The following is a 24548-nucleotide window of genomic DNA, read 5'->3' as shown; positions in this document are numbered from 1 at the left end:
GCCCAGCCACGTGCGGTTTTCTTAGAGCGGCTGGATATGGCCGACTAGATGTGGTTTTACGCCTTTTTTGTCGCGTAATTCAAAGTCCAGATTCGCTCCGTTTGCCTCGTAATCAAGGCGCACGCTCACGGGCAGAAATATGGGTGTTTTAAAATCGACATGACAGCGGTAAGCCGTCTCTTTAATTTCACCGCTTAGGGCGGCTAGGCAGGCCGCTTTGCTCCACATGCCGTGGATGACCATGCGTTTAAAGCCCAGCAATTTCGCGCTGAGGTCGTGCAGGTGAATGGGGTTAAAGTCACCGGAGGCACGCGAGTATTTGCGGGCATCTCTGCGGCTGATATCCATAGGGAGCGACTGCGCGTAAGCGCGTGGCTCAGCCCTAACTGCTTTGGGGCCGCCGGCAACATTGGTTTTCGCTCGGGATAAATAGCGACTGGTGTCTTCCCACACCAACTCTTCTCCACAGAAAGCCTCGCAGTGAAAGGTGAACTCATAGCCCTTATCTGTGACTTTGTTGTCGGCAATTTTGCAGCGTAGCCGCAGAACTTCATTGCTGCTTATACGGCGGTGTTGAATAATGGTGTTGCTTAAATGCACGCAGCCCATGGGTGATAGGGGGAATTCCTTGCTCAGCATCATTTTCATATGCAAGCGAAACACCTGAATATGTAAAAAACTTACTGACAGGGTGCTGAGGTCATCGCCAAAACCACAGGCCTCGTTGTAGCGGCCCAACTGCTTGATATTGGTTTGTACATTGGCCACTTCTAATGCTTGGCTGGGGAAAGTGGGCGTGTTACTTGGCTTTTTCCTGGTAATCGCTGCTTTTAGTAACATGGGTGGTGTACTAGGCAGAGTTTTTAGCCTTAACTCATTGCTTGCGGTCATTCGACTCTATCTCCATACTGAGCTTGGCGCAGTAGTTTGTAACGAACATCAAAGAACCATATAGTATAATGAAAAGTCTGGTGTAAAGAATTTGCCCAGGCCCAGTGTCGTTTACGGCAGTTCGGTCAATACTTGGCAGTATTGATATTTTGCATAAAAGAAACCGGCTTGAATGACAGCATCACATTCCAAAAACTTTTCAGACCTCAGCGATTCCAGTTTCCTTATTCAACTGGTATATCCGGCCATGCAGAATATGGGCTTGGATGTTGATCGCATTGTCAGCGAATGTAAAATTTCACCGACTTTATTACAGGATCGCACCGCGCGCTTTCCCCATACCGCTCAGCTGCTATTTTGGCGAGTGCTGGAAGAGGTGAGTGGCGATCAAAATATTGGTCTGCATTTGGCCGATGCCGTTCAGGTATATCGCGGTCAGGTGCTGGAATATTTGTTTTTGAGCAGTCCAAATTTTGGTGAGGGCTTAAAACGTTCGCAAAACTATCAACGCTTGGTGACCGACGCCATGCAGTTTGAATTGCGAATAGGCGATCTTCAATCGCAAATGGTTCTGGAGTTTGCGGGTGGCGATGATCCGAGTTTTCGGCATCGCAATGAGTGCTTTGCGCGGTTTTTGATCCGTTATTTTCAGGCTGTTACCGACGGCGCGTTTGTCGCTGATTCGGTTAATTTGACGCACGCTGTGGTTGGCGATGTGGCCGAATACGAAAGAGTATTCGGGTGTCCCGTGCATTTCGAACGTCCAGAATCATCACTGGTGTTTGCTACGTCGATTCTTGGAACGCCCTCCACTCACGCAGAGCCAGATTTGCTCAAGCTCCATGAAAAATTAGCCAGCAAACAGCTAGAGCGCCTTTCTCGTCAGGACGTGGTGGGCGATGTCCGGCAAATTATCGCCGAGATGCTGGAGCTTGGACAGCCAAGCTTGGAAAATATCGCCGCGCGCTTAGATATGAATGAGAGAGTCTTGCGGGCGCGACTGACTGAGGCGGGAACTAGCTTTAATCAGGTGCTGGCAGATTATCGCTGTGTGCTAGCGAAGCGGCTGTTGGCGCGCACTGATGAGAGCATTGCCGACGTGGTGTATCTGACCGGGTTTTCAGAACCCAGTACCTTCTATAGAGCGTTTAAGCGCTGGACTGAACTGACGCCTATAGAATATCGGCAGCAGAAAAAAGCGGCCCAGCTCAATGACAATTGCTGATCATCGCGACGCGCAGCAGCGTTAATTTTCGTTTCTAATTCTCAAAAAACTTGCGAAACGTGGCGTGCCCTTGCTGCTTAAACCAAAATATTTATAAGTTATGGTGCTTCCAATCGGGGGCGGTGCTTTGCGCTGCTCCTGAGAAAAGCCACTGCCAATTTTAAATCTCAGGCCACTCTCGGTTTCTAGCAGCAGAGCACCTAACATACCCTTATATTTGCCCTTGCCGGGTAAGTGGCCAATCACGGTGGCTTCGGCATCTTGATAGCGCTTTAGCTTCAAGAGGTCATCGCTGCGCTTGGCTCGGTAGGGTGCACTTGCTAAATGCAGCATAAGCCCCTCACCTCCCTGCGCAATCACCCCGTCTAAATGGGCTAGTAAGGCTTTTCCGGTGGATAATTTCTGCTGCTCTACCAGTTCTAGATAGGGCGAGTTATTTTGCTCGATAAGCTGTTTTAGTTGAAGAAGTCTCGCATCGAAGCTCCCTTCAGCGGCGGGTAGGTCAAAGGCCATAAAGCGGATCTCCTGCCACTGGGCCTTGAGCGGCGTTTGTTTGCGCACCGCGCCGGACAGCTCGTCAAATCGTCCTCGCCCCATCCACAACTCGCCATCTAGAGGCGTGTTGGGAAACTCTGCAATAAACCAGCTAGGTGCGTGATACCTATTTCCCTGCCTAGAGATAAGCGCTTCGCCATCCCAATAGGCGCGAACGCCATCTAATTTTTCACTTATCCAGTAGTCCGCCACGTTAATGTCGGAGTGATAGGGCTTGGCCAGTATCAGGGCGGGTTTAGATGTGGAGTCCGCGAGAGCGGGAGTTATGAGAGACCCCATAAGTACTGCCAATACCACTTGTGTGACTAGGGTTCGTACTGATGATGTGACCGGGCAGCTGAAAATAGATCTATTTATAGGCATTGTGAATCCTCCTTGATTCAATATGCGTACAGAATTTACGAGTGTTTTAAAAAAATAGTCGTGTGCAGTTTAAAGATAGAGGATTCCACGTATTGACGCGCTTATCCATAGTTCTGGATGATAAAAGACCGCGTTTCGGTCAGTAAAATTGATCGATCCGGAGATCTTCCCTAAATTTACTCTGCAGTTTGGTGCCTTTGTGGTGGCTTCTGGCAAAGGAGGGCATGGATAGGACGAGGGTATCATGCACATAATGAGAGGAAGGTTTTAATATGGATGAAGGGCCAATTGTTTATGACAGATTTTCCTGCAGTAGATGTGCAGATAAAGGTAGTCTTGACTTCGACTTTACTATGGCATTTTAGCCAATTGTTAACTGTAAGTCGCAGCAGATATTCGGCTACGAGTCACTGGTTCGCGGTATAAATAATGAATCTGCGTATTCCATAATCTCTAAAGTGAATGATGATAATCGTTATTTGTTCGACCAACTTTGCCGAGTTAAAGCGATAGCCCTAGCATCAAAGCTAAAGCTTGATTCGATGCTTAGCATTAACTTTCTCCCCCGTGCTATTTATAAGCCTGAGCGCTGTATCCGCACGACCTTAGAGGCGGCGGAGAAGTATGGTTTTCCAAGCAATAGAATCATGTTTGAATTCACGGAAGCTGAAAAGGTCGATGATACTAGTTTTGTTAAGGGTATCGTCGATTACTACAATGAATCTGGTTTTGTAACCGCAATTGATGATTTCGGCGCTGGGTATTCGGGCTTGGGGCTACTGGCAGATTTTCAGACAAATATTGTGAAATTCGATATGGCGCTTAGTCGCAATATCGATCGAGATATAACGCGGCAGCATATTATTAGAAATTGTATTAATTTATTTAAGGACCTCAATATCACCCCGTTGGCTGAGGGCGTGGAGACAAAACAAGAAATGGTTTGGTTGCAAAACGCGGGCGTCGAATTGATGCAGGGCTACCTTTTTGCACAGCCGGGTTTTGAATGCCTACCTGCGGTGGATTTTGCTAGTTTATAAGGTATAAGAAAAAACAAAGTTGGGCACATGTGTTTTGCGTCACTGCCACTTTAAATAGCGGCGACATTTCTTCTTGCGGCTTTTATGCCCCACCAGTGCTGGTGGGGCATATCTATCAAGCCAGAGTTAGCAACTTACTCTTAGTTTATGCGCCAAACCAAGATTGGCCACAGACTCTTACTGTGTTGCCACTTACACCGCGCGAGGCGGGGTTGCCGAAGAATGATATGGTTTCAGCAACGTCTACTGGTAAGCCGCCCTGTGATAGCGAATTAAGACGACGGCCAAACATCCGGGTAAACAAGGGAATGGCTGCGGTCATGGCGGTTTCGATAAAACCGGGAGCGACTGCGTTAACCGTGATGTTTTTAGCTGCCAGTTCTTTTGACTGGGCCATAAAATCAACGTAGCCAATAACACCGGCTTTAGATGCTGCGTAGTTGGTTTGACCGCGCTGACCACCAATACCATTCATCGATGAGACACCCACTATGCTGCCGCCGTCGTTTATGGTGTTGGTTTTAAGTAGTTCAGCAGTAATGCGCTGAGCAGCAGCCAAATTGATGTCTAAGGTCATCTGCCAATGCTGTTCGCTCATGTTTGCAATGGTTTTGTCACGGGTAACACCCGCGTTGTGGACAATAATGTCGGCACCGCCGAGCTCACCAAGTGCCTTGGCAATAATACTTGGCGCGTCAGCGCTGGTGATATCTGCAATCACGGCTTTACCGTTCAAGCGCGACATAACCTTGCCAAGTTCTGCTTCCATGGGGGCAACATCGACGCCAACCACTGTTGCGCCGTCGCGGGCTAAGGTGTCGGCAATAGCTTCACCTATTCCGCGGGAGGCCCCAGTAACCAAGGCGATTTTGCCCGCCAGTGGTTTGTGCCAGTCGGCGCCGGTGTCGGTGTCGGCTGCGCGCACTTTAATGACCTGACCGCTGATATAGGCCGATTTAGGCGACAGAACAAAGCGCAGGCTGCTGTCTATATTGGCTTCTGCGCCGTCAGCGACGGTAATTAATTGTGCGGTAGCACCTTTGGCGCCCACTTCTTTGGCCAGCGAGCGACTCAAGCCTTCTAGAGCGCGCTGGGCCGCTGCGGCTTCAGGATTTGCGCATTGCAGGTGTGGACGCCCAATAATTACGATTCGGCCACTGCTTTTTAATTTGCGAATACTGGCATTAAAAAACCGGTAGGCGGCGACTAGCTCGGTCGCGTCAACGAAGCCGCTGCCATCAAATACCAGTGCCTGGTAGCGATCGCTTGTAGCGTTGCTGTCTGCACTGCCACCGACTTGTGCTGCAGCCTCCGGGCTGTAAAAAACCTGGGCATCGCTGTCGCTTAAGTTTTCTTGAATATTAGCAAGCAGTTTTGCGTCTTCGCCTGCGCCAAGTAGCACGGCACCTGAGAAGTAACTGGCTTGAGTGGCCTTGTAGCGCTGCAGGTCAGTGGCTACGGTGACGCCCATCGCGCTTAGCAGCTTTTTGCCTGCCGCCGAATTAATCAGCTTCTCGATTCTATCGCTCATACTCAGATCTCCGTCAGGGGTGGTAAAAATAGTGGTTTGGCTTACATTGTCTGCTGGCAGACTAATTTTGGTTTTAGGCAGGAATACGGCCATAAATGAAAACCAATATACCGTTTGCGCGGTCATTAAAACGCTGTGCCGCTCTATAAAGAACCGCATTGTAATCGCAGCGCGCTATAAGGTGATTGACAGTGCCGACCTGCAGTGTGGTCGATTCAGCCAATGCCGCAGCAGATAAGCTTGCTAAACTGCGGCCACATTACTCTTCGTACGATTTTTGAGGTCAGATTATGTCACAGGCAATTAAGCGCGTTGCGATCATCGGTGGTAACCGCATTCCGTTTACCCGTTCCAATACGGCCTACTTTGGAGTGAGTAACCAGTCAATGTTAACCGCTGCCATAGAAGGTTTGGTGCAGCGTTATAATCTGCAAGATGTTTGCCTTGGTGACGTGGTTGCCGGTGCGGTTATGAAGCATAGCCGTGATTTCAATCTGACACGTGAATCAGTATTGGGCACCTCTTTGGATCCAAACACCCCGTGCTTTGATATTCAGCAAGCCTGTGGCACCGGCCTTCAAGCCATTAATGTGGTTGCCAATAAAATTGCCCTTGGGCAAATTGATGCCGGCATCGCTGGTGGTGTAGACACCACTTCTGACGCACCTATTGGTGTAAGTGAAGGCTTACGTAGGATTTTATTGCAGGTAAATAAAGCCCGCAGCTTTGGCGATCGAATGAAACCATTTTTGCAGCTTCGTCCCAAGGATGTGGGTGTTTTGATCCCCGCTAATGCTGAGCCTCGTACTGGCATGTCTATGGGCGAGCACACTGAAGTCACCGCCAAAGCATGGCAAATTCCCCGCGACCAGCAAGACCAGTTGGCCTGTACCAGCCACAAAAATCTCGCGGCGGCTTACGATCGCGGATTTTTTGACGATTTGATCACACCGTTTAACGGCGTAGAGAAAGACAATATTTTACGTCCCGATACCACCTTTGAAAAACTGTCTAGCTTAAAGCCAGCCTTCGACAAAGAAAGTGGTCAAGGCACTTTAACAGCGGGTAATTCCTCTACATTGACCGATGGTGCGTCGGCAGTTCTGCTTGCCAGCGAAGAGTGGGCGAAAGAGCGTGGCCTACCGGTACGTGCTTATTTGACGATTGTTGAAACTGCCGCAGTAGATTTTTATGGCAAAAATGGCGCCTCAGAAAAAGAAGGCTTGTTGCTTGCGCCTGCTTACGCGGTGCCACGCATGTTGGAGAAAGCTGGGCTGACATTGCAGGATTTCGATTATTACGAAATTCATGAGGCGTTTGCTGCGCAGGTATTAGCAACGCTGAAGGCCTGGGAAGATGAAGCTTTCTGCAAAGAAAAGCTGGGCCTTGATCGCGCGCTCGGCAGTATTGATCTTAGCAAACTAAACGTGAACGGCAGCTCATTGGCGGCAGGTCATCCGTTTGCGGCGACCGGCGGTCGGATTGTGGCGACGCTGGCGAAAATGCTGGAAGAAAAAGGCAGTGGTCGCGGTTTGATTTCAATTTGTGCAGCGGGCGGACAGGGTATCACTGCCATTATTGAGCGCTAAGCTTTGTGAGTTAAGTGATAGTCACATAAAAAAGGCCCTTTGCTCGCGCTTAGGGCCTTTTTTTATGTAAGATTTTAGGCAACTTTATTTTCCATAGCTGGCGCAATCGCCAATTTCGTAGCCCATCACGTCCTCTTCTGCGCAGGCTGAACAGGCATTGCCATAGGTTTTATGCCGCTCAGAGGGGCAGGGCGTTGTCACACAACGTATGCCAGTATCGACATGGCCGCACACTGGGCGGTATTCCCGTGTGCACATTTGCTGACGTGGCGCTTCGCATTGGGTAAAGCCGCCGTGCATACCTGGCGCGGTGGGGGCCTCTTTGGGTGTGCTGGTGCAGGCACTTATCGCGAACAGGGTGACTAGGCTTAGGCAAAACCGATAAACTCGATTATTGCTGCCCTTCAGTAAAGCCATGTTGTACTCCGGATATTCACTATAAATCGTATTTTGTGGCGCAAGCTTAACGACCTTATGCTCTGTCCTCAAGGCATTCCAGCCTACGCTGCTCTATAAGAAACAAAGAGTCGATTCTTGCTCTACTATAGCTAACACCTATCGATTGCATTTAAAACTAATATTTTAAATATCAATGGGCTCCTGTTAGTCTGTTGCTAAGCTGTTTTACGTACAGCAGACAACAATTCAAACCATAACAGGGAAAATCTGCATGAAAGTAATCGATATTGGTATCAGCGAAGCGAATCGCGAACAGATTGCCGGCGGCTTAAAAGTGCTACTGGCAGATTCCTATACCCTATATTTGCAAACTCACAATTTCCATTGGAATGTCACTGGCCCACGTTTCCGTGATTTACATCTCATGTTCGAAGAACACTACACTGAGTTAGCCCTTGCAGTTGATGATATTGCCGAGCGTATTCGTACCTTAGACGTTGCTGCCCCGGGAACATATAAAGAATTTTCGCGTTTAAGCTCTATCGAAGAGGTCGACGGTGTGCCGGCAGCGGATGCCATGGTAGATATTCTAACCACAGGCCATGAGCAGGTGGTAAAGAGTTGTCGTGTGGTCTTGAAGCTGGCGCAAGAGGCTGACGACGAGTCTACCGCGTCCTTGGTGTCAGACCGGATGCGAATCCATGAGAAAACTGCCTGGATGTTGCGCGCTATAAATAAGTAGTGTCCTTTTACCGTGGCGGTGTCTGCTGTAGACGCCGCTATCCCGCTCGGAAAAGTAATCACGAATTCATCCGAAGATTTGTAACGTAGCGGCTTTGTGCGCGTCTATTTAACTGTGAGCGGGCGTTATAACACTGCCTGAGTTGTACGATTTTGAACAGCGGGGCAATGTTATGGGAAAGAGGGTGTCGTCCGCAGCAACACAAATCTTGTTCAGTACCTTGCTCATAATTCTGCCCGCGCATGCTTTGGAGGTGCGCAGTGGTAAAGAGGCAGCGACTACCATTGAGCTATATACCTCTGAGGGTTGTAGCAGCTGTCCTAATGCTGATGCATGGTTGTCGTCTCTAAGTCATGATCCGGCAATATTTTCGCATATCATTCCCCTGGCGTTTCATGTCGACTATTGGAATCAATTAGGCTGGGATGACCGTTTTTCGGCGCCGATATTCTCTGATCGACAGCGGCAACTACGTCGTAGCGGTATGGTCTCGCAGGTCTATACACCGGGTTTTGTGGTTAATAACCGGGAGTGGCGTGGCTGGTTCAACGGCGGTCAGAGTGTGACGCCAGATCAACTGCCGCGTAGTAATACGCAAGTGGGTGTGCTGTCCGCGCAGTGGTCAAAGAACGTGGAAACACTTGCTCTTAGTTTTACTCCAGCGGCGGACGACCATGGGGATTTGCAAGTACATATCGCGATTGTCGGTATGGGCTTAGAGACCAAGGTACTTGATGGTGAAAATAGTGGTCGAGTGCTGCGGCATGACTTTGTGGTTTTGTCCCAGGTTCAGTATCCTTTTGGTTCAAGCAAGCTAGGGGAAACGATAACCAAGCGTGTTGCCGGGCCAATAATACCGGCTAAAGGGCAGAAAAAATCGGCCTTAGTTGTTTGGGTTTCTAAGGGCGAATCTCCAGCTATAGTGCAAGCGGTAGCGGCGTATTTATAGTATTTCTATATTGGACTGTAAGGCGCTGCGGTGCGGCCGCGCTTTACTTTATACATTGCCTGGTCAGCTGTTTTTAGTAGGGACTCGTAGTTATCGCCGTCCTTTGGGTAAGTGGCATACCCGATGCTAGCGCTTATTTTATACGACGTATTTTCAATATTCATTGGCGTCGAAAGGGCCGTTGGATAAATTGCTGACAATGCATTGATCACGCCTCTTATGGTAATTCGATGATTCGAATTGCCGCGGTAACAGTAGATTAATCTGAGTATTTTTCGGCCACGTCTTTTTGCCGGCCGTGATGATTAACTTGGTATTATCACTTCTACTAGCGAGATCGAGGTGAAGGGAATATAGGAATAATTATTTTTAAGAGATTCGATTTCGTTCTGAGATATAAGTCTGGAATTAGTGATTGAGATGACACTACTAAGGTCAACAGCCCCCGTTCTCTTTGGCTTGTTGGTTTGCGGGCGCAACTAAGAGGTCGTGATGATAAAGAAAATCGTGTTTTTAAGCTTGATTGTAGTCTTAGTTTTCGCCTTTTTTGCCCTAGGGTTGAATGAATATTTAAATCTTGAAGGGGCAAAACAATTACAAGTCGATTTAGCGTCTTGGCGGACTGATCAGCCGCTGATATTGGCAATGGTGTTATTTGCGTCATATGTGCTGATCACCGCGCTGTCGTTGCCGGGGGCGGCGATCATGACCTTATTGGTAGGCGCGATATTCGGATTGGGCTGGGGGCTGCTGATAGCCTCTTTTGCATCAAGTATCGGTGCGACGCTCGCCTTCTTGATGACTCGCTATGTGCTTCGAGACACCGTACAAAATCGCTTTGGCGATCGCTTAAAAGCGATTAATGACGGCGTGGCCCGCGAGGGCAGTTTCTACCTCTTCAGTCTCAGGCTGGTACCGGTATTTCCCTTCTTTTTAATCAATATGTTAATGGCATTAACCCCGCTCAAACTTAGGCAGTTTTATTGGGTAAGTCAGGTCGGCATGCTGCCGGGTACCTTGGTGTTCGTTAACGCAGGTAGCCAACTTAGCGATTTAACTAGTCTGTCGGGAATATTGTCGCCCTCCTTGCTATTTTCCTTTGTGTTACTGGGTATCTTCCCCTTGCTTGCCAAAAAGGGTTTGGGGTGGCTTAGCACTAGAAAAGAAAATGCCAAGTGGTCGCGGCCCAAGCACTTTGACCGCAATTTGATTGTGATTGGCGGCGGCGCGGCCGGCTTGGTCAGTTCTTATATTGCCGCGGCGGTTAAGGCCAAAGTTACCCTAGTTGAGGCCAATAAGATGGGGGGTGACTGCCTCAACTACGGCTGTGTGCCGAGTAAGGCCTTAATTAAAACGGCAAAGCTTGCGACGCAGCAGCGCCATGGAGAGAAATATGGTTTGGCGGCCTCTGAGCCGGTGATTGATTTTCGACGCATTATGGCGCGTGTTAAGGATGTTATCGCTCGCATAGAGCCGCATGACAGTGTGGAGCGTTATACTGAGCTGGGCGTTGAGGTGCTGCAGGGCTACGCTCAGTTCGTCGATCCCTGGACGGTTGATATTACCTTGAATGACGGCGGTGTTCAGCGCCTAACATCGCGCGCAATCATCATTGCAGCCGGCGCGGAGCCAGCGGTACCGCCACTGCCAGGGTTGGAGGAAGTGGGTTATTTAACCAGTGACACCCTGTGGGAGTCACTGGCTGAGAATGAAGCGCCACCCAAGCGACTGCTAGTATTGGGCGGTGGTCCTATCGGTTGTGAATTAGCGCAGTGCTTTGCCCGCCTGGGTTCAAATGTCACCCAGCTAGAGATGTTGCCTCGGATTATGGTGCGCGATGATGAAGATGTTTCGGCGGCAGTGGCGCAGTCGCTCCGTGACGATGGCGTTAATATTCTCACCGGTATGCGCGCGATTCGGTGCGAGCGCGACGGCGAGCAGAAGCTTATGATCGTGGCGGACGAGTCTGGCGTAGAACAGATAATTGAATTCGATGCCCTGCTATGTGCGGTTGGCCGTAAGCCACGTACTAAGGGCTATGGCTTGGAGAATCTGGGCATGGAGGTGTCTAAGTTAAAGGGCAATGAGTATCTAGAGACAAGCTTTCCGCATATCTTGCTAGCGGGCGATGTTGTTGGACCGTATCAGTTTACCCATGTCGCAGCTCATCAAGCATGGTATGCGGCGGTAAATGGTTTATTTGGCAGCTTTAAGAAATTCAAAGTAGATTACACCCTAATACCAAGAGTGACTTATGTTGACCCAGAGGTGGCGAGCGTTGGGCTAAGTGAGTCGGAAGCGGCTGATAAGAAAATTAGCTATGAAGTCACTCGCTATGGTATTGATGACCTTGACCGGGCGATCTGTGACAGCCAAGCCGAAGGCTTTATTAAGGTGCTTACCGCGCCGGGCAAAGATCGCATTTTAGGTGTGACCATTGTTGGCGCGCAGGCTGGCGAGTTACTGGCAGAATATGTGTTAGCAATGAAACACGGCATTGGTTTGAAAAAAATATTAGCGACTATTCACAGCTACCCGAGTATGTCGGAAGCAAATAAATACGTTGCTGGCGAGTGGCAGAAAGCGCACGCCCCGCAGTGGATTATGAAATGGTTGCTGAAGTTTCATGCATGGCGAAGAGGTTAATATCTAAGTGAAATATCAAGTAAAAAAGACATTGCGCGGTGTCTGTTACGGTGTATTGCTATTGTGTGTGGTCACGCCGTCAATAGCCGCTGAATTTTCGCATCGGGCTTGGAATAACTTGCTGCAAAAGCATGTTGTGATGATACAAGACGGGCAGGCGAGTCGCGTTGATTATGCGGCAATGAAAGACGACCGCAATATACTTCAAGCTTATTTGGCCAGCTTGTCGGCCGTTGACGTTAAGGTGTTCGACTCTTGGTCTAAGGACCAGCAATTGGCGCTTTTGATTAATGCCTATAACGCCTGGACAATAGATCTGATATTAACGCGTTACCCGGATTTGGAGTCAATAAAAGATCTGGGGTCCTTCTTTAGTTCGCCTTGGAAAAAAGAATTTATTCCGTTTTTGGGTGAGACCCGAAGTCTAGATAATATTGAACATAGCCTGATTCGCGGTTCTGGTCGTTACAATGAACCTCGTATTCACTTCGCTGTAAATTGTGCCAGCATTGGTTGCCCAGCCTTACTAAATAGCGCGTACACCGCTGAAAAACTTGAGGGCCAGTTAGATCTTGTTACTCAAAACTTTTTAAGTGACCGCAGTCGTAATTATTTTTCAAATGGTGAATTACATATATCACCTATCTTTAAATGGTATAAAACAGATTTTGAGCAGGGCTGGGGTGGCGCAGAGTCCCTGTCTAGTTTCTTGGCCGCGTATGTAGATGTATTGGGTTTAAGTGCCCCAGGCCCCGGTATTATCGTAAACGGCAAGTCTGCCGTGGCGCGTTTGGGTGACGGCAGTTTGGGCATCAGCTATACCGACTATGACTGGGATCTAAATGATGTTGGTGAATAGCAATCGACATTTACCTGCAATGATGGACGTTTCATTTGGGAATTCATGAGAGCGGAAGTGGAAACCTTCCCGCATTGTCTGTCGTCATTCCGGTATTAAATGAGGCGTCCGGATTAGCGCTGCTGTGTTCGACCTTACGCAGCCAGCTAGCAGATACTGACCGTAGTATTGAGCTTATATTTGTTGATGGTGGTAGTACTGATGGCTCCGCAGATGCCATTGCGGCGCTGGGGTTTCCCTGTCTACATAGTGGCCGCGGAAGGGCAAAGCAAATGAACTTTGGCGCCGCCGCGGCAACAGCAAATTATTTATTATTTTTGCATGCTGATAGTGAGCTGCCCGATGCGGCTTTCAATAGTGTCATTTCCGCGCTCGATGCACAGCCCTGGGGACGGTTTGATGTCCGCATTAGCGGTGACGCTAAGATGTTTACAATTATTGCCTTCTTTATAAATTGGCGCTCCCGTCTAAGCGGTATTGCAACGGGTGATCAGGGCATTTTTGTTCGCCGAAAAGTGTTTGACGCGGTGGGCGGCTTTTTGGATCAGGCCTTGATGGAGGATGTTGCCTTGTCGGCTGCACTTCGAAAATTATCAGCCCCGGTATGCTTGCGGTCTAAAATAACGACCTCAGGGCGGCGCTGGCAGCGTCGTGGTATATGGCGGACCATTTTATTAATGTGGCGTTTACGTTTTATGTATTGGCTGGGGGCGTCGCCGCAAAGCTTAGCGAAACGCTATGAATAGTTCAGAGCCAAGTCGCCCATTGCCACAAGTGGGTATTCAGATTATTGCTAAAGCCCCGCTGGCGGGTTTGGCTAAAACTCGTTTGATACCAGCATTGGGTGCAGATGGCGCCGCTAGCTTAGCAAAAAAGATGCTCACTAAAATACTTCAAGATGGCGCGAGTCTGCTGATAGATACACCGACTGAATACCGTTTTTCGGTTAACTTATGGATGACCCCTTCAGCGCAGTCGCCGGCCTGGCAGTCAGTAGAGATACCTGATGGTGTTGGCTTGTGTGAGCAGCGTGGCGATGACTTGGGCGAACGCATGGGCAACGCCGCCGTGCAGGGTCTAGTAAATACTGATGCCGTGATCATTATTGGCAGTGACTGCCCAGAAATTAATGCCTCGGTATTGCGCTGGGCGGCGGCGGAGCTGCAAGAGCACCATGCCTGCATGGTGCCTTGTGCAGACGGCGGTTATGCCCTAATCGGTATGCGCAGCTATGAGTCGCGCTTATTTACCAATATCCCCTGGAGCACCGACAAGGTCGCTGAGCTAACTCGGCGGCGATTGCTGGAATGTGGAATGAGCTATACCGAATTTACAGCGGTTCATGATATTGATGAGGCCGCAGATCTGCAGTATTTGCCACCAGAATGGCCGGAGTCAAAGGGCGGACAATCCCTCGTTTAAGTAAGGTTTAGGAATCAAAATGAATGCACAGGGTCGCTTAATTTCGCGCTTTCTCGATGAACTGTCACCGGGCACCTTGGAGTGGATTGGTCTGCGCCCAGCGCGTAAGGAACCCATGGTTGCGGTGAGCCAAACCTTGGCGATTGCAGATCGCGGCTTGCGGGGTGATCGTCGCCTTGAGGGTAGCAAGGGGTCCGCCAGGCAGGTGAGTATTATTAGTGTTGAGTTTATTCGCGCTATTGCCGAAAACGTCGGTGTTGAGCATATTCCGGTGGATATATTGAGAAGAAATTTATTAGTGTCGGGTATTAATCTCAATGCCCTGCGGCACCAGTATTTTAAAATTGGCGATGCGGTTTTTCAGGCTACAGCCCAGTGTCACCCCTGTTCTCGCATGGAAGCCGCGCTTGGAAAGGGCGGTTTAGTGGCAATGCTGGGTTATGGCGGCTTATGTGCCAAAATTTTAGAGTCGGGTGAAATTAAGTGCGGTGATCAGCTTATATATTTGCCACCCAATAAATATCAAGAGCGCCAGCTAAGCTTGTACTAACATTGTCCCTGCTACTTCCCGGCCGTGTCTACGCGGCGTATTTGGCGTGCGAAAAATGCCCATATCTCTGCAGGACCATTTATCTCTTTACTGCTAGCGCCCAGAATTCGCGGCGCTCTAAAGTATTCCTGAGGAATAGTGTGCCCGCCACCGACGATGGTATACAGAATCACCTCTGGGTGTTCGCCGTCGCGCCAAGCATAATATTTTGTCGCGGTGGGGTCATCGGCGCGATTGTTTAGGAAGTGTTTGGTCTCGCTGGGGGCGCCATGATAGCCAGCCTTATGTGCAAAGTGCTCTGCACTGCTTATGGATGACAACACCCGGCCGCGGTTGCCGAAGCCGAATAAGGTCACTTGGCCGCCGTAATACGGGTTTATTGGGTCTTCAGTGCCGTTCATGATGAGCACCGGAACGGCTTTACCTGTGTCTTCGCAGGCTAGGTTGTCGGCGGCGGGCAAGCTTGCACTAATGGCGGCTATGCCAGCGACGGCATTGGGATGTTCTAGGGCAAAGCGAAAACCTAAATGGCCGCCATTGGAGTAACCGGCGATAAAAGTCTTGGCGGTGTCGCTGCCGTAGCGCTGATGGAATTCGCTTACTAGGGATGTAATAAATTTTATGTCATTGATGTTTTCTGCGCGCGCAGGATAATTTGCCTCGCCTTGGCAATCATTCCAGTTGTTTTTGTATCCACTAGGGTATACCACAATAAATTTGTGTTGCTCGGCAAGCTGTTCAAATTGGTAGGCAGTGGACTCGCGCACGCCTTTTACAGTTTGCAAAGAGCCGTGGAGCATAAATACCAGAGCTGGATCTTTAGCGAGTTTAGTCGGTATATACGCTGTGTAGCTGCGCTCTCTACCTTCGATGGTGATGGTGTTTTCACTTAGCTCCCCGCTCAGCTGGATTCGCGGCGGCGCTGGGCTATAGCCATAGTAGCTATATAGCAATGTACTAATAGCCGCGACACTAAGAGCGGCGAGTAAACTAAAGCGAATAATGCGCACGGTGTACTTCTGTGTTGGTGAGTATTATGTTCTTAGATATTATTTTTCTGATATTCAAATTATAGTTTATTTCTGTGTTGTATATAATGTTTATTCATTCTTGCTAGTAGTAAAGCACGATTGATATATCGCGGTTTCGGCGCAGCGAGCCCCACGGATAATCACTCAATGTAGCGAATATTGTTCCTTGTATGTGTTTTTAGGGGCTTTAGTTTTCTGTGCTGCCATGACGGCCGGAACCTTGTTCAAAGCGCTGTGCTCCCGACACGGTTTCGCCGCTGGAGAAGGTCTGCATTCCCAGACGAAATTCATTGGCGATGGCGTCGGCTTCACTCATTCCCCATTGCTGATAGGTGCTATGGCGGTCACTGCGCAGGCATTGTTGAGGAAGTGCGGCAATCTGGAGCGCGAGCTTCTCTGCACTATCGCGCAGCTCATCGCTAGCCACTACGCGGTTTGCTAAGCCGATGGCAAAGGCTTCAGCAGCGTCTACAGCGCGACCGGTGAGAATCATATCCATTGCCCGACTCATGCCGATTAAGCGCGGCAGTCGCACTGTGCCGCCGTCGATTAGCGGCACACCGAAGCGTCGGCAGAATACCCCAAACACTGCGCGCTCGGTGGCAATTCGCATATCACACCACAGGGCCAGCTCTAAGCCGCCGGCAACACAATAACCGTCAACGGCGGCGATAACAGGTTTACTCAATTCCAGCCGACTTGGTCCCATGGGGGCGATACCATCGGTATTGAGAGGATTTCGTCTGTCAGGGTCGTCACTGGCAACAGCTTTTAAATCAGCTCCGGCGCAGAAGTTGTGTTCTGCTCCGCTTAAGATGGCCACCGAAAGTTCGGCGTCGGTGTCAAAGGCTTTAAATGCATCCGCCAGGGCCTTAGCTGTTTTTCCGTCTACCGCATTGCGGGCGGCCGGACGATTTATAGTTACCCAAAGTAGGGGAGGGCAGCGTTCAATAATGACTGTTTTTTCGTCTGACATAATATATACCGTATATCTTTTAGTGGCGGCTATTGTTATCTATTGTGGCACTTTTTTAGTGGCAATGTCTTAAGCTGGTATTTTATGCTTGCCTTGGCGGGTGGTGCTACAGCGTATGCGTTTAGCTTCTAGACTGGAGGCAGTCGCGGTAACTTCATTGCGTATCATAAGCCGATTAAAACTGATTCCCCCGCAGATGCCAATTGGTTTTAGCCGGTGTCGACGGGACTGAGAGGCGAGGACATGGCGAGACCCAGGGTTAGGGAAAAATTATTAGATGCGGCCTACCGCTTGTTGCAAAGTGACGGTATTTCCGCCTTGACCACTCGGCATATTGCGAGTTGCGCGGGCACCACAGAGGCGAGTGTGTTTAATAACTTTGGCGATAAGGCGGGATTATTGTATGCCCTGATTGGCGAGCGTCTGCCGGAGGTACAAGCGGTAAAGGAGGCGATTGATGCAGATCTGAAGGCTGATATGAAGAGCTGGTTGCAGAGTGTCTATGAAGCTGCGGAGTTATTTTATATTGCGATTATTCCACTGACAGCGCCGCTTTGGGGGCGCAGTGAGGTGGCTAATAATGATGCCGCCAAACAGCATCCCCTGCACGGTTTACTTGCGGCACGCTTGCTTGAATTTCAGCGTGAGGGCGTGCTATGTCCTGAGTCTGACGCCGGGGTCTTGGCAACGATAGTTTTAGGTGCTTCTCTACACAATGGCTTTAATCTTGTCGCACAGGATCGTGTTGCTTTAAACAGCAGAATAGGAGATAGGTCTGGGCGCTTAGTGGGGAGTCTACTACCGCTATTTATGACGTCCACTAAATAGTATTGGTGCTAAACTTGGGGCAAAAAAGCCGGCCCCACCTGAGTGGCGACCGGACGAGGGGGAGACTTAGGGTAAATCTGATAATCGGCGTTCTGATGTGCTGGCTTAATGGCTAATAAGGATTTGCACCGTATCGCCTTCGGTGCGCACTTCGTAGCAGTCGATAGAGACGCTGTCGTCTTCTAGGCACTGTCCTGCCGTAAGGCTAAAGTGTTGTTTGTAAATTGGTGAAGCCACCGCGAGCGTGCCCTGTATGCTGCAAATAATGCCTCTGGAAAGCACATTGGCATTGCTAAAAGGGTCTTTATTAGCCAGGGCGTAAACGGCGTCACCGACACGAAATATGGCTACTTGGGTTTGATCAATTAGGGCGGCAACACCGGTGTTTGGCAATATGTCATCGAGGCGGCAAACAGTTGTCCACGACATGGGGTAGTCCTCATATAAATGTAGTGTCGATCAGCCTCCTGTGTTTGGCTGATCGGCGCCTTAGTTAGTGATGTTTAAGCGACGGCGATTAAATCGGTGTCAGCAATTTTTTCGGCTTCGGTCGCGGGACGTATCTGGCCACGTTCTTGAATAAACACAATTTCCTGGTCGCTTTTGTCAGAGTTCACAAAACTGCGGAACTGCTTCACCTTCTCCGGATTTTCAACGGTAGTTTTCCATTCGCATTGATAGGTGTTCACGACGTTTTCCATTTCGGCTTCAAGATCGGCACAAATGCCTAGCGAGTCATCGATAATGACCTTGCGGAGATAGTCCAGGCCGCCCTCTAGGTTCTCCATCCACACTGAGGTGCGTTGCAGGCGGTCTGCGGTGCGAACATAGAACATCAAGAAGCGGTCGATATATTTCACCATGGTGTCGGTGTCTATATCTGAGGCAAATAGATCTCCGTGGCGTGGCTTCATGCCCCCATTGCCGCACAAATAGAGGTTCCAGCCCTTTTCAGTGGCAATAATGCCCACATCTTTGCTCTGCGCTTCTGCGCATTCACGGGTGCAACCCGATACCGCCATTTTAAGTTTGTGGGGTGATCGCAGGCCTTTATAGCGGTTTTCTAGATCGATGGCTTGGCCGACACTGTCTTGTACGCCATAGCGGCACCAGGTTGAGCCCACACAGGATTTAACCGTACGCAAAGACTTGCCATAGGCGTGACCCGATTCAAAGCCAGCACTGATTAATTCTTCCCAAATAAGCGGAAGTTGGTCTAGGGTGGCGCCGAATAAATCAACACGCTGGCCGCCAGTAATTTTTGTATAGAGCTGGTATTTTTTAGCCACCTGGCCGACGGCAATTAAGCCGTCTGGGGTAACCTCACCACCGGCCATGCGCGGCACGACAGAGTAGGTGCCGTTCTTTTGCATATTGGCAAGGTAGCGATCGTTAGTGTCTTGCAGGCTGGCGTGCTTGGGCTCGAGAATGTAGTCATTCCAGCATGATGCGAGAATGGATGCGCCAGTGGGCTTACAAATTTCACATCCGTGGCCTGTGCCGTGTTTTTCTAAAAGCTCATCGAAGGATTTAATTTCGCCGACTCTAACCAGGTGGTAGATTTCCTGGCGGGTATATGGGAAATGCTCGCAGAGATCGGTGTTGACCTCGACACCCATTTTAGTGAGTTCAGCATTGAGTACCTGCCCCACTAGTGCGGTGCAGCCGCCGCAGGTGGTTGCGGCCTTGGTGCCCGCTTTCAGATCACCAACCGTCATAGCGCCGCCTTGCACTGCGGCGCAAAGATCACCCTTGCTGACATTGTTGCAGGAGCAAATCTGGGCGACATCAGGTAGGGCATCTACCCCAAGGCCGGGGCCGGCACTGCCGTCCAAGCTGGGCAGGATCATACTTTCCGGTTGTTCGGGTAGCGTAATTTTGTTTAGTGCGAACTGTAGCAGCGTGCCGTAGTCATTGGCTTCACCAATCAATACCGCGCCCAGCAGATGCTGGCCGTCTTGGCTAACCACAATTTTTTTGTAAACTTCGGCTTTTTCGTCAATAAAGGTATAGCACTTGGCGCCCGGCGTGCTGGCGTGGGCGTCACCGATAGACGCGACATCAACGCCCATTAGCTTGAGTTTAGTACTCATGTCGGCGCCGGTGAAGCTTGTTTCTTGAATGCCGCCTAAGACATGGTCTACTGCGGTGCGGGCCATGTCCCAGCCAGGCGCGATAAGACCATAAATACGGCCACCCCAGAGTGCGCATTCACCAATGGCGTATATGGCCGGGTCAGACGTTTGGCAATAGTCATTAATCACGATGCCACCGCGCGGGCCAACTTCGAGCTCACTTTGGCGGGCAAGTGCATCTTGTGGGCGAATGCCCGCAGAGAATACCAATATATCGGTTTCCAGCTCGGCGCCATCGGCAAATTGTAATTTGTGAACGCAGTCTTCGCCGTCAACGATGTGTTGGGTATTTTTTTGGGTGTGCACTGACACGCCGAGATCTTCGATCTTCCGTCGCAGCAGAGCGCCGCCGCCCTCGTCAACCTGCACGGCCATGAGGCGAGGGGCAAATTCGATGACGTGGGTTTTTAAGCCCAGGTCTTTTATCGCTTTCGCTGCCTCCAGACCGAGCAAACCGCCGCCGACAACGGCGCCGACTTTTGCATTCGCAGCGGCGGCGGTAATAGCTTCCAAATCTTCGATGGTTCGGTATACAAAGCAATTTTTGCGGTCGTGGCCAGGCACTGGCGGCACGAACGGAAAAGAGCCGGTGGATAAAATAAGTTTGTCGTAGTTGTATTGTTGGCCTTTATCGGTGCTGACACATTTAGCGGCACGATCAATCTCAATGACTTTTTCATTACTAAAAACGGTGATGCCGTTATTACTGTAAAAACCTTCTTTCACCATATTCAAGGAGGCGGCTTCACGGGTTTCAAACCACGCCGTGAGATGAACTCGGTCGTAAGCGTGTCGGGGCTCTTCGCCAATGACAGTAATATCGAATCGATCTGACTGACCACTTTCGACAATCGATTCAATAAACTGATGGCCAACCGGACCGTTCCCAACAATGAGTAGGCGTTGTTTGTTAGTCATTCTTACATCCTTAAATATTTGCGCGTGTATTGGGCTTGCTTGTGCGGTTTTGCGCGCTTTTAAACTATCTGTAGGCGTAAAAGCAAAAGCTATGCCACTGCAAAAGTGCGTATTTAAGTTATTGATATAAAAAGATTAAATTATATTTTGTGTCATTTAGCAGCTAATTTTGTAGCAAAAGCCGGTCGCAGTCTGGGGCTTGATGGGGCGCCAGGCCCTAAGTTGGTGCGGCATTAAGCGGGTTTGGATGATTGCTGCGTGTTCTAATTTGGTGCGTAAATGTCGAGGGGGACGTTTTTAAAAATTTAAATTATTAATAAACAATAGCTTAAGAAAGGGGCGGGCTAATAGGGGGTGCTTTGGCATAGTGATTGCTGACTTCAGCTCAGATTCCGTAATATCCCTATTGGAGCTGGTCATGTCTTCCTCGACCCTTAACGTGCTTGATCTCAAGCAAGATAAAATTCGCCTACTGCATCTTAGTTGGTTTGCTTTCTTTCTTACTTTTTTAGTGTGGTTTAGCTTTGCGCCGATGCTGTCGTCCATTCAAGAAGCCTTTGATCTGAGTAGCCAGCAGGTTAAAGCCTTGATGATTTTGAACGTCGCTTTGACGATCCCTGCGCGAGTGGTGGTGGGTATGTTAGTGGATCGCTTCGGTCCGCGCGTTGTCTTCAGTGCCTTACTTATTATTGGCGGTGTGGTGTGTGTGGCATTCGCGACGGCTGATAGCTATGAAATGATCGCGCTGCTACGCTTTTTAATGGGCTTTATTGGCGCTGGCTTTGTTATCGGTATTCGCCTGGTAGGTGAGTGGTTCCCCGCGCGCCAAGTTGGCTTGGCGGAGGGCGTATATGGCGGCTGGGGTAACTTTGGTTCCGCAGCAGGTGCAATGACCTTGCCTACCTTAGCGCTGTACTACGGTGGTGATGACGGCTGGCGCTACGCGATCGGCACGACCGGCGTTCTGGCATTCCTTTATGGTTTTTTCTTTTACTGGCGCGCCCGCAATACTCCTAAGGGTTCTACCTATTTTAAACCCAAGAAGTCCGGTGGATTGGTGGTGAGTAGCAAGCGCGATTTAGTTTTTTATATTGCCATGTGCGTACCTATGTATCTCGCTCTGGCGGTATTGACATGGAAATTATCGCCGGCGAACTTGGGTTTGTTGAGCGAAGTCGCTTGTATGGCCTTATACCTAGTGTTGGCGGTCTTGTTTGTGGTGCAAGTTAGCCAGATATTAAGAGTGAATAGTGATGTCCTGAACAACGTCCCAATTCCGCCTATGCAGCAATACAAGTTTAAGCAAGTGGCTATTCTTAATGTGGCTTACTTTGTGACCTTTGGCTCTGAATTGGCGGTGGTCTCGATGTTGCCGTTGTTCTTTATGGAGACCTTTACACTGAGCGCGGTGCAGGCTGGCATGTTGGCATCGGGCTTTGCTTTTATGAACTTGGTTGCTCGTCCCGGTGGCGGTTATTTGTCCGATCGATTTGGTCGCCGTAAATCCCTGTCAATTTTGGTTTCTGGTTTGACCTTGGGTTATATGGTCTTGAGTCAGATTGATGCTGCGTGGCCGATTTGGCTGGCGGTGGTGGCTACCATGTGCTGTTCATTCTTTGTGCAGGCTGGCGAAGGTGCAGTATTTGCTATTGTGCCGCTTGTTAAGCGCAGCATGACAGGGCAAATTGCCGGCATGACTGGGGCCTATGGGAATGTTGGCGCGGTTATCTTCCTAACGGTGCTGTCCTTCGTTAGTAATGGCGACTTCTTCTTGGTGATTGCAGCCTGCGCGGCAGTCGTGTTTGTAGCGGTGCAGTATATGGAAGAGCCTGCGGGCCATACGGCCGAGGTGAATGATGACGGCAGTGTTGCGCTGATTGAAGTAAGCTAGGGTTAGTAACAGCATCCTTTCTGGAACATACCCAATGCACTTTGATGGCGGTTTGAAATTGTCGATAGCCCAGCACAGCAGTGCTGGGCAAAAACCGGTTAACGAAGATAGCTTAGGCATTCGCGTGCCAGAAAAGGATCAAATCACCACCAAAGGTGCGGTGGCTATTATTGCAGATGGTGTCTCCGCTGCTGAGGCGGGCAAGGAGGCGGCAGAAACGTGTGTGACCGGATTTTTAAGTGATTACTATTCAACGCCAGATTCCTGGTCGGTAAAGCGGTCTGCTCAGCAAGTTCTGACGGCCCTTAATCGTTGGTTATATGGTCAGGGCCAGCATTATATGCAGGCTGAGAAAGGCTATGTTTCCACCCTTAGTATCGCTATTTTTAAATCCCAAACCGCGCATATATTTCATGTTGGTGACAGTCGGGTATACCGCTTAAGAGAGGGAGTTCTCGAGCAGCTCACCCGCGACCACGCCATGCCAGTTGGCCGTGGTCAGTCTTATCTGACCCGCGCTATGGGTCTCGATGTTAAGCTAGATGTCGACTACCGCGCCGCAGATGTCGCGGTTGGTGATGTCTTCGTTTTAAGCACCGACGGAATTCACGATGTGCTCAGTAGTAGTCGCATGCAGGCTTTGATCGCCGAGCATGGCGACGAGCTCGATGTCGCAGGGCAGTGTTTAATTGATGAAGCATTGGCGGCGGGCAGTGATGATAATTTGAGCTGCCAGTTATTGCGGGTTGATGCTTTGCCGTTGGCGGATGCTGGCGACGTATATCGCAAGCTTACAGAGCTGCCATTTCCACCGCCGTTAAGCGCAGGCATGGTGGTCGATGGTTTGCTAGTCGAAGCCGAAATCCATGCTAGCCCGCGCAGTCAGCTCTACAAAGTGTTTGATCCGCTCGCAGATCGGCGCTACGTAATGAAGACACCCTCCCCAAATTTTAATGATGATCCTGCGTATATAGAGCGTTTTATATTAGAGAGTTGGATCGGCCGGCGAATTCAGAGTGATTACGTGATCGAGGTGATTGAGCCGCCAAAAACGCCAAGCTATTTATATTATTTGTCAGACTACTCGCCCGGATTAACACTGGGGCAGTGGATGCAAAAACACCCAAAGCCAGCGACCCAGGTGATGCTCGATATTATTCTGCCGGTCGCTAAAGGCCTGCAAGCTATGCATCGACGAGATACTTTTCATCAAGATATCAAGCCAGATAATATTTTAGTTGGCGATGATGGCGCGGTGAAAATAATCGATTTTGGTTCCTGTTACGTGGCTGGTCTCGCCGAGATAGCAGTGCCTATTGAGCGCGACAAAGTTTTGGGAACGGCGCAGTACTCTGCCCCAGAGCATATTCTAGGTCGGCGGCCGAGCGGTCGAGCCGATCAGTTCTCATTGGCTGCGATTGTTTTTGAAATGCTTACTGGACAGCTGCCGTATCAGGGTCGACTGCAAAACTGCGCGACGACGATTGCGTTTTCGCGCATGGAGTATGTCTCCGCATGCGCTTACAACGCCCACGTACCGCTGTGGCTGGACGCCTCATTGGCGCGCGCCTTAAGTATCAGTCCGGAGCTGCGTTACAGCGACGTGTCTGAGTTTGTATACGACTTGGCGAATCCCAATCCGGAATTTATGAAAGACACCTTTCAGCCGCTGCTGACCCGAAATCCCCTGCGCACCTGGCAAGGGATCTCGCTATTTTTGCTGCTGTGTCTGTTGTGGAGTCTGCTTCGTTAGCTGGCTTTCGGCTTGAATGGCTGGATAGCGCATTTAAGAAAGACCTGATAGCAGACTTTATGCGCTGTGCAGTTGTGGTGCGGCAGATGAATTTTTCTCGACTGGATTTGCGTTCCAGTTTGGTGCGTTTGCGAGTTATTCGGGCAGAGTGCCACGCTGTATCTGTCTTAGACTCTCCCTCGGCTGCCGGTGTTTTGTGTCTTAGCCCACATTTATCGTGATCAAGTAATCAGAAATCACGCTCAGTCAGTAAAT

At 49.8% G+C, this 24548-nt stretch carries 22 protein-coding genes; 13 read left to right on the top strand and 9 right to left on the bottom strand.

Annotated features, from left to right (window positions below; translation table 11 throughout):
- Positions 1–21 precede the first annotated feature (21 nt).
- On the bottom strand, positions 22–891 hold the full coding sequence (locus AB4875_RS15495) for a MaoC family dehydratase (protein WP_368376961.1): 870 nt from the start codon (positions 889–891) through the stop codon (positions 22–24).
- 172 nt (positions 892–1063) lie between these two features.
- On the opposite strand from AB4875_RS15495, the gene AB4875_RS15490 reads away from it, so the two are divergent.
- Positions 1064–2116, top strand: coding sequence for an AraC family transcriptional regulator (locus AB4875_RS15490; RefSeq protein WP_368376960.1), 1053 nt, complete (start codon positions 1064–1066; stop codon positions 2114–2116).
- A 21-nt stretch (positions 2117–2137) separates the two neighbouring features.
- On the opposite strand, the gene AB4875_RS15485 is transcribed toward AB4875_RS15490, so the two are convergent.
- A complete protein-coding gene (locus AB4875_RS15485; protein ID WP_368376959.1) occupies positions 2138–3034 on the bottom strand; it encodes a DNA ligase in 897 nt (298 codons plus the stop codon).
- Positions 3035–3402: 368 nt separating this feature from the next.
- Between AB4875_RS15485 and AB4875_RS15480 the strand changes: the two genes are divergently transcribed.
- The gene (locus AB4875_RS15480; protein ID WP_368377097.1) at positions 3403–4074 is read left to right on the top strand and encodes an EAL domain-containing protein; all 672 of its coding nucleotides are present in this window, start codon (positions 3403–3405) and stop codon (positions 4072–4074) included.
- Positions 4075–4219: 145 nt separating this feature from the next.
- On the opposite strand, the gene AB4875_RS15475 is transcribed toward AB4875_RS15480, so the two are convergent.
- On the bottom strand, positions 4220–5605 hold the full coding sequence (locus tag AB4875_RS15475) for a 3-oxoacyl-ACP reductase (RefSeq protein ID WP_368376958.1): 1386 nt from the start codon (positions 5603–5605) through the stop codon (positions 4220–4222).
- A 290-nt stretch (positions 5606–5895) separates the two neighbouring features.
- Between AB4875_RS15475 and AB4875_RS15470 the strand changes: the two genes are divergently transcribed.
- Positions 5896–7194 carry an acetyl-CoA C-acetyltransferase gene (locus AB4875_RS15470; RefSeq protein ID WP_368376957.1) on the top strand — a complete coding sequence of 433 codons (1299 nt, stop codon included), beginning with the start codon at positions 5896–5898 and terminating at the stop codon, positions 7192–7194.
- Positions 7195–7278: 84 nt separating this feature from the next.
- On the opposite strand, the gene AB4875_RS15465 is transcribed toward AB4875_RS15470, so the two are convergent.
- Positions 7279–7611 carry a Kazal-type serine protease inhibitor family protein gene (locus AB4875_RS15465; protein ID WP_368376956.1) on the bottom strand — a complete coding sequence of 111 codons (333 nt, stop codon included), beginning with the start codon at positions 7609–7611 and terminating at the stop codon, positions 7279–7281.
- A gap of 253 nt (positions 7612–7864) precedes the next feature.
- Between AB4875_RS15465 and AB4875_RS15460 the strand changes: the two genes are divergently transcribed.
- Positions 7865–8335: a Dps family protein gene (locus tag AB4875_RS15460; RefSeq protein WP_368376955.1), complete on the top strand. Its 471-nt coding sequence runs from the start codon at positions 7865–7867 to the stop codon at positions 8333–8335.
- Positions 8336–8519: 184 nt separating this feature from the next.
- Positions 8520–9284: a DUF1223 domain-containing protein gene (locus AB4875_RS15455; protein WP_368376954.1), complete on the top strand. Its 765-nt coding sequence runs from the start codon at positions 8520–8522 to the stop codon at positions 9282–9284.
- 5 nt (positions 9285–9289) lie between these two features.
- Here the strand turns inward: AB4875_RS15455 and AB4875_RS15450 are convergent, their stop codons facing one another.
- Positions 9290–9496, bottom strand: a complete 207-nt coding sequence (locus tag AB4875_RS15450) for a diguanylate cyclase domain-containing protein (RefSeq protein WP_368376953.1) — start codon at positions 9494–9496, stop codon at positions 9290–9292.
- A gap of 280 nt (positions 9497–9776) precedes the next feature.
- Here AB4875_RS15450 and AB4875_RS15445 point away from each other — a divergent pair, with 280 nt between their 5' ends.
- From AB4875_RS15445 to AB4875_RS15425, 5 genes are read left to right on the top strand one after another with little or no spacing between them, the layout of a single operon-like run.
- On the top strand, positions 9777–11930 hold the full coding sequence (locus tag AB4875_RS15445) for a dihydrolipoyl dehydrogenase family protein (protein ID WP_368376952.1): 2154 nt from the start codon (positions 9777–9779) through the stop codon (positions 11928–11930).
- Positions 11931–11937: 7 nt separating this feature from the next.
- Positions 11938–12789, top strand: a complete 852-nt coding sequence (locus AB4875_RS15440; protein WP_368376951.1) for a DUF547 domain-containing protein — start codon at positions 11938–11940, stop codon at positions 12787–12789.
- Positions 12790–12824: 35 nt separating this feature from the next.
- Positions 12825–13535, top strand: coding sequence for a TIGR04283 family arsenosugar biosynthesis glycosyltransferase (locus tag AB4875_RS15435; protein ID WP_368376950.1), 711 nt, complete (start codon positions 12825–12827; stop codon positions 13533–13535).
- The gene (locus AB4875_RS15430) at positions 13528–14211 is read left to right on the top strand and encodes a TIGR04282 family arsenosugar biosynthesis glycosyltransferase (RefSeq protein WP_368376949.1); all 684 of its coding nucleotides are present in this window, start codon (positions 13528–13530) and stop codon (positions 14209–14211) included. The genes AB4875_RS15435 and AB4875_RS15430 overlap by 8 nt, the downstream gene beginning before the upstream one ends.
- A gap of 19 nt (positions 14212–14230) precedes the next feature.
- The gene (locus AB4875_RS15425; protein ID WP_368376948.1) at positions 14231–14761 is read left to right on the top strand and encodes an MOSC domain-containing protein; all 531 of its coding nucleotides are present in this window, start codon (positions 14231–14233) and stop codon (positions 14759–14761) included.
- 11 nt (positions 14762–14772) lie between these two features.
- Here AB4875_RS15425 and AB4875_RS15420 read toward each other — a convergent pair whose 3' ends face one another.
- Complete coding sequence (locus AB4875_RS15420; protein ID WP_368376947.1) at positions 14773–15771, bottom strand: CE1 family esterase; 999 nt, start codon at positions 15769–15771, stop codon at positions 14773–14775.
- 208 nt (positions 15772–15979) lie between these two features.
- Positions 15980–16768, bottom strand: coding sequence for a crotonase/enoyl-CoA hydratase family protein (locus AB4875_RS15415; RefSeq protein ID WP_368376946.1), 789 nt, complete (start codon positions 16766–16768; stop codon positions 15980–15982).
- Between the two features lie 243 nt (positions 16769–17011).
- Between AB4875_RS15415 and AB4875_RS15410 the strand changes: the two genes are divergently transcribed.
- Positions 17012–17596 (top strand): TetR/AcrR family transcriptional regulator, encoded by a 585-nt coding sequence (locus tag AB4875_RS15410; protein ID WP_368376945.1) that lies wholly within the window; start codon positions 17012–17014, stop codon positions 17594–17596.
- A 105-nt stretch (positions 17597–17701) separates the two neighbouring features.
- On the opposite strand, the gene nirD is transcribed toward AB4875_RS15410, so the two are convergent.
- Together nirD and nirB are read right to left on the bottom strand one after the other, a co-directional pair.
- Entirely contained in the window at positions 17702–18025 is a 324-nt protein-coding gene (nirD, locus tag AB4875_RS15405; RefSeq protein ID WP_368376944.1) for a nitrite reductase small subunit NirD, read from the bottom strand.
- A 74-nt stretch (positions 18026–18099) separates the two neighbouring features.
- Positions 18100–20649, bottom strand: a complete 2550-nt coding sequence (nirB, locus tag AB4875_RS15400; protein ID WP_368376943.1) for a nitrite reductase large subunit NirB — start codon at positions 20647–20649, stop codon at positions 18100–18102.
- A gap of 418 nt (positions 20650–21067) precedes the next feature.
- Here nirB and AB4875_RS15395 point away from each other — a divergent pair, with 418 nt between their 5' ends.
- Positions 21068–22540, top strand: coding sequence for a NarK family nitrate/nitrite MFS transporter (locus AB4875_RS15395; protein WP_368376942.1), 1473 nt, complete (start codon positions 21068–21070; stop codon positions 22538–22540).
- 34 nt (positions 22541–22574) lie between these two features.
- Positions 22575–24293, top strand: a complete 1719-nt coding sequence (locus AB4875_RS15390) for a bifunctional protein-serine/threonine kinase/phosphatase (RefSeq protein WP_368376941.1) — start codon at positions 22575–22577, stop codon at positions 24291–24293.
- Positions 24294–24548: the final 255 nt, after the last annotated feature.

It is taken from the genome of Zhongshania sp. R06B22 (assembly GCF_040892595.1).
In the GTDB taxonomy this organism is placed as follows: domain Bacteria; phylum Pseudomonadota; class Gammaproteobacteria; order Pseudomonadales; family Spongiibacteraceae; genus Spongiibacter; species Spongiibacter arctica.
Note: the sequence above shows the minus strand (reverse complement) of the source record. Positions and strands in the feature narration are given on the sequence as shown.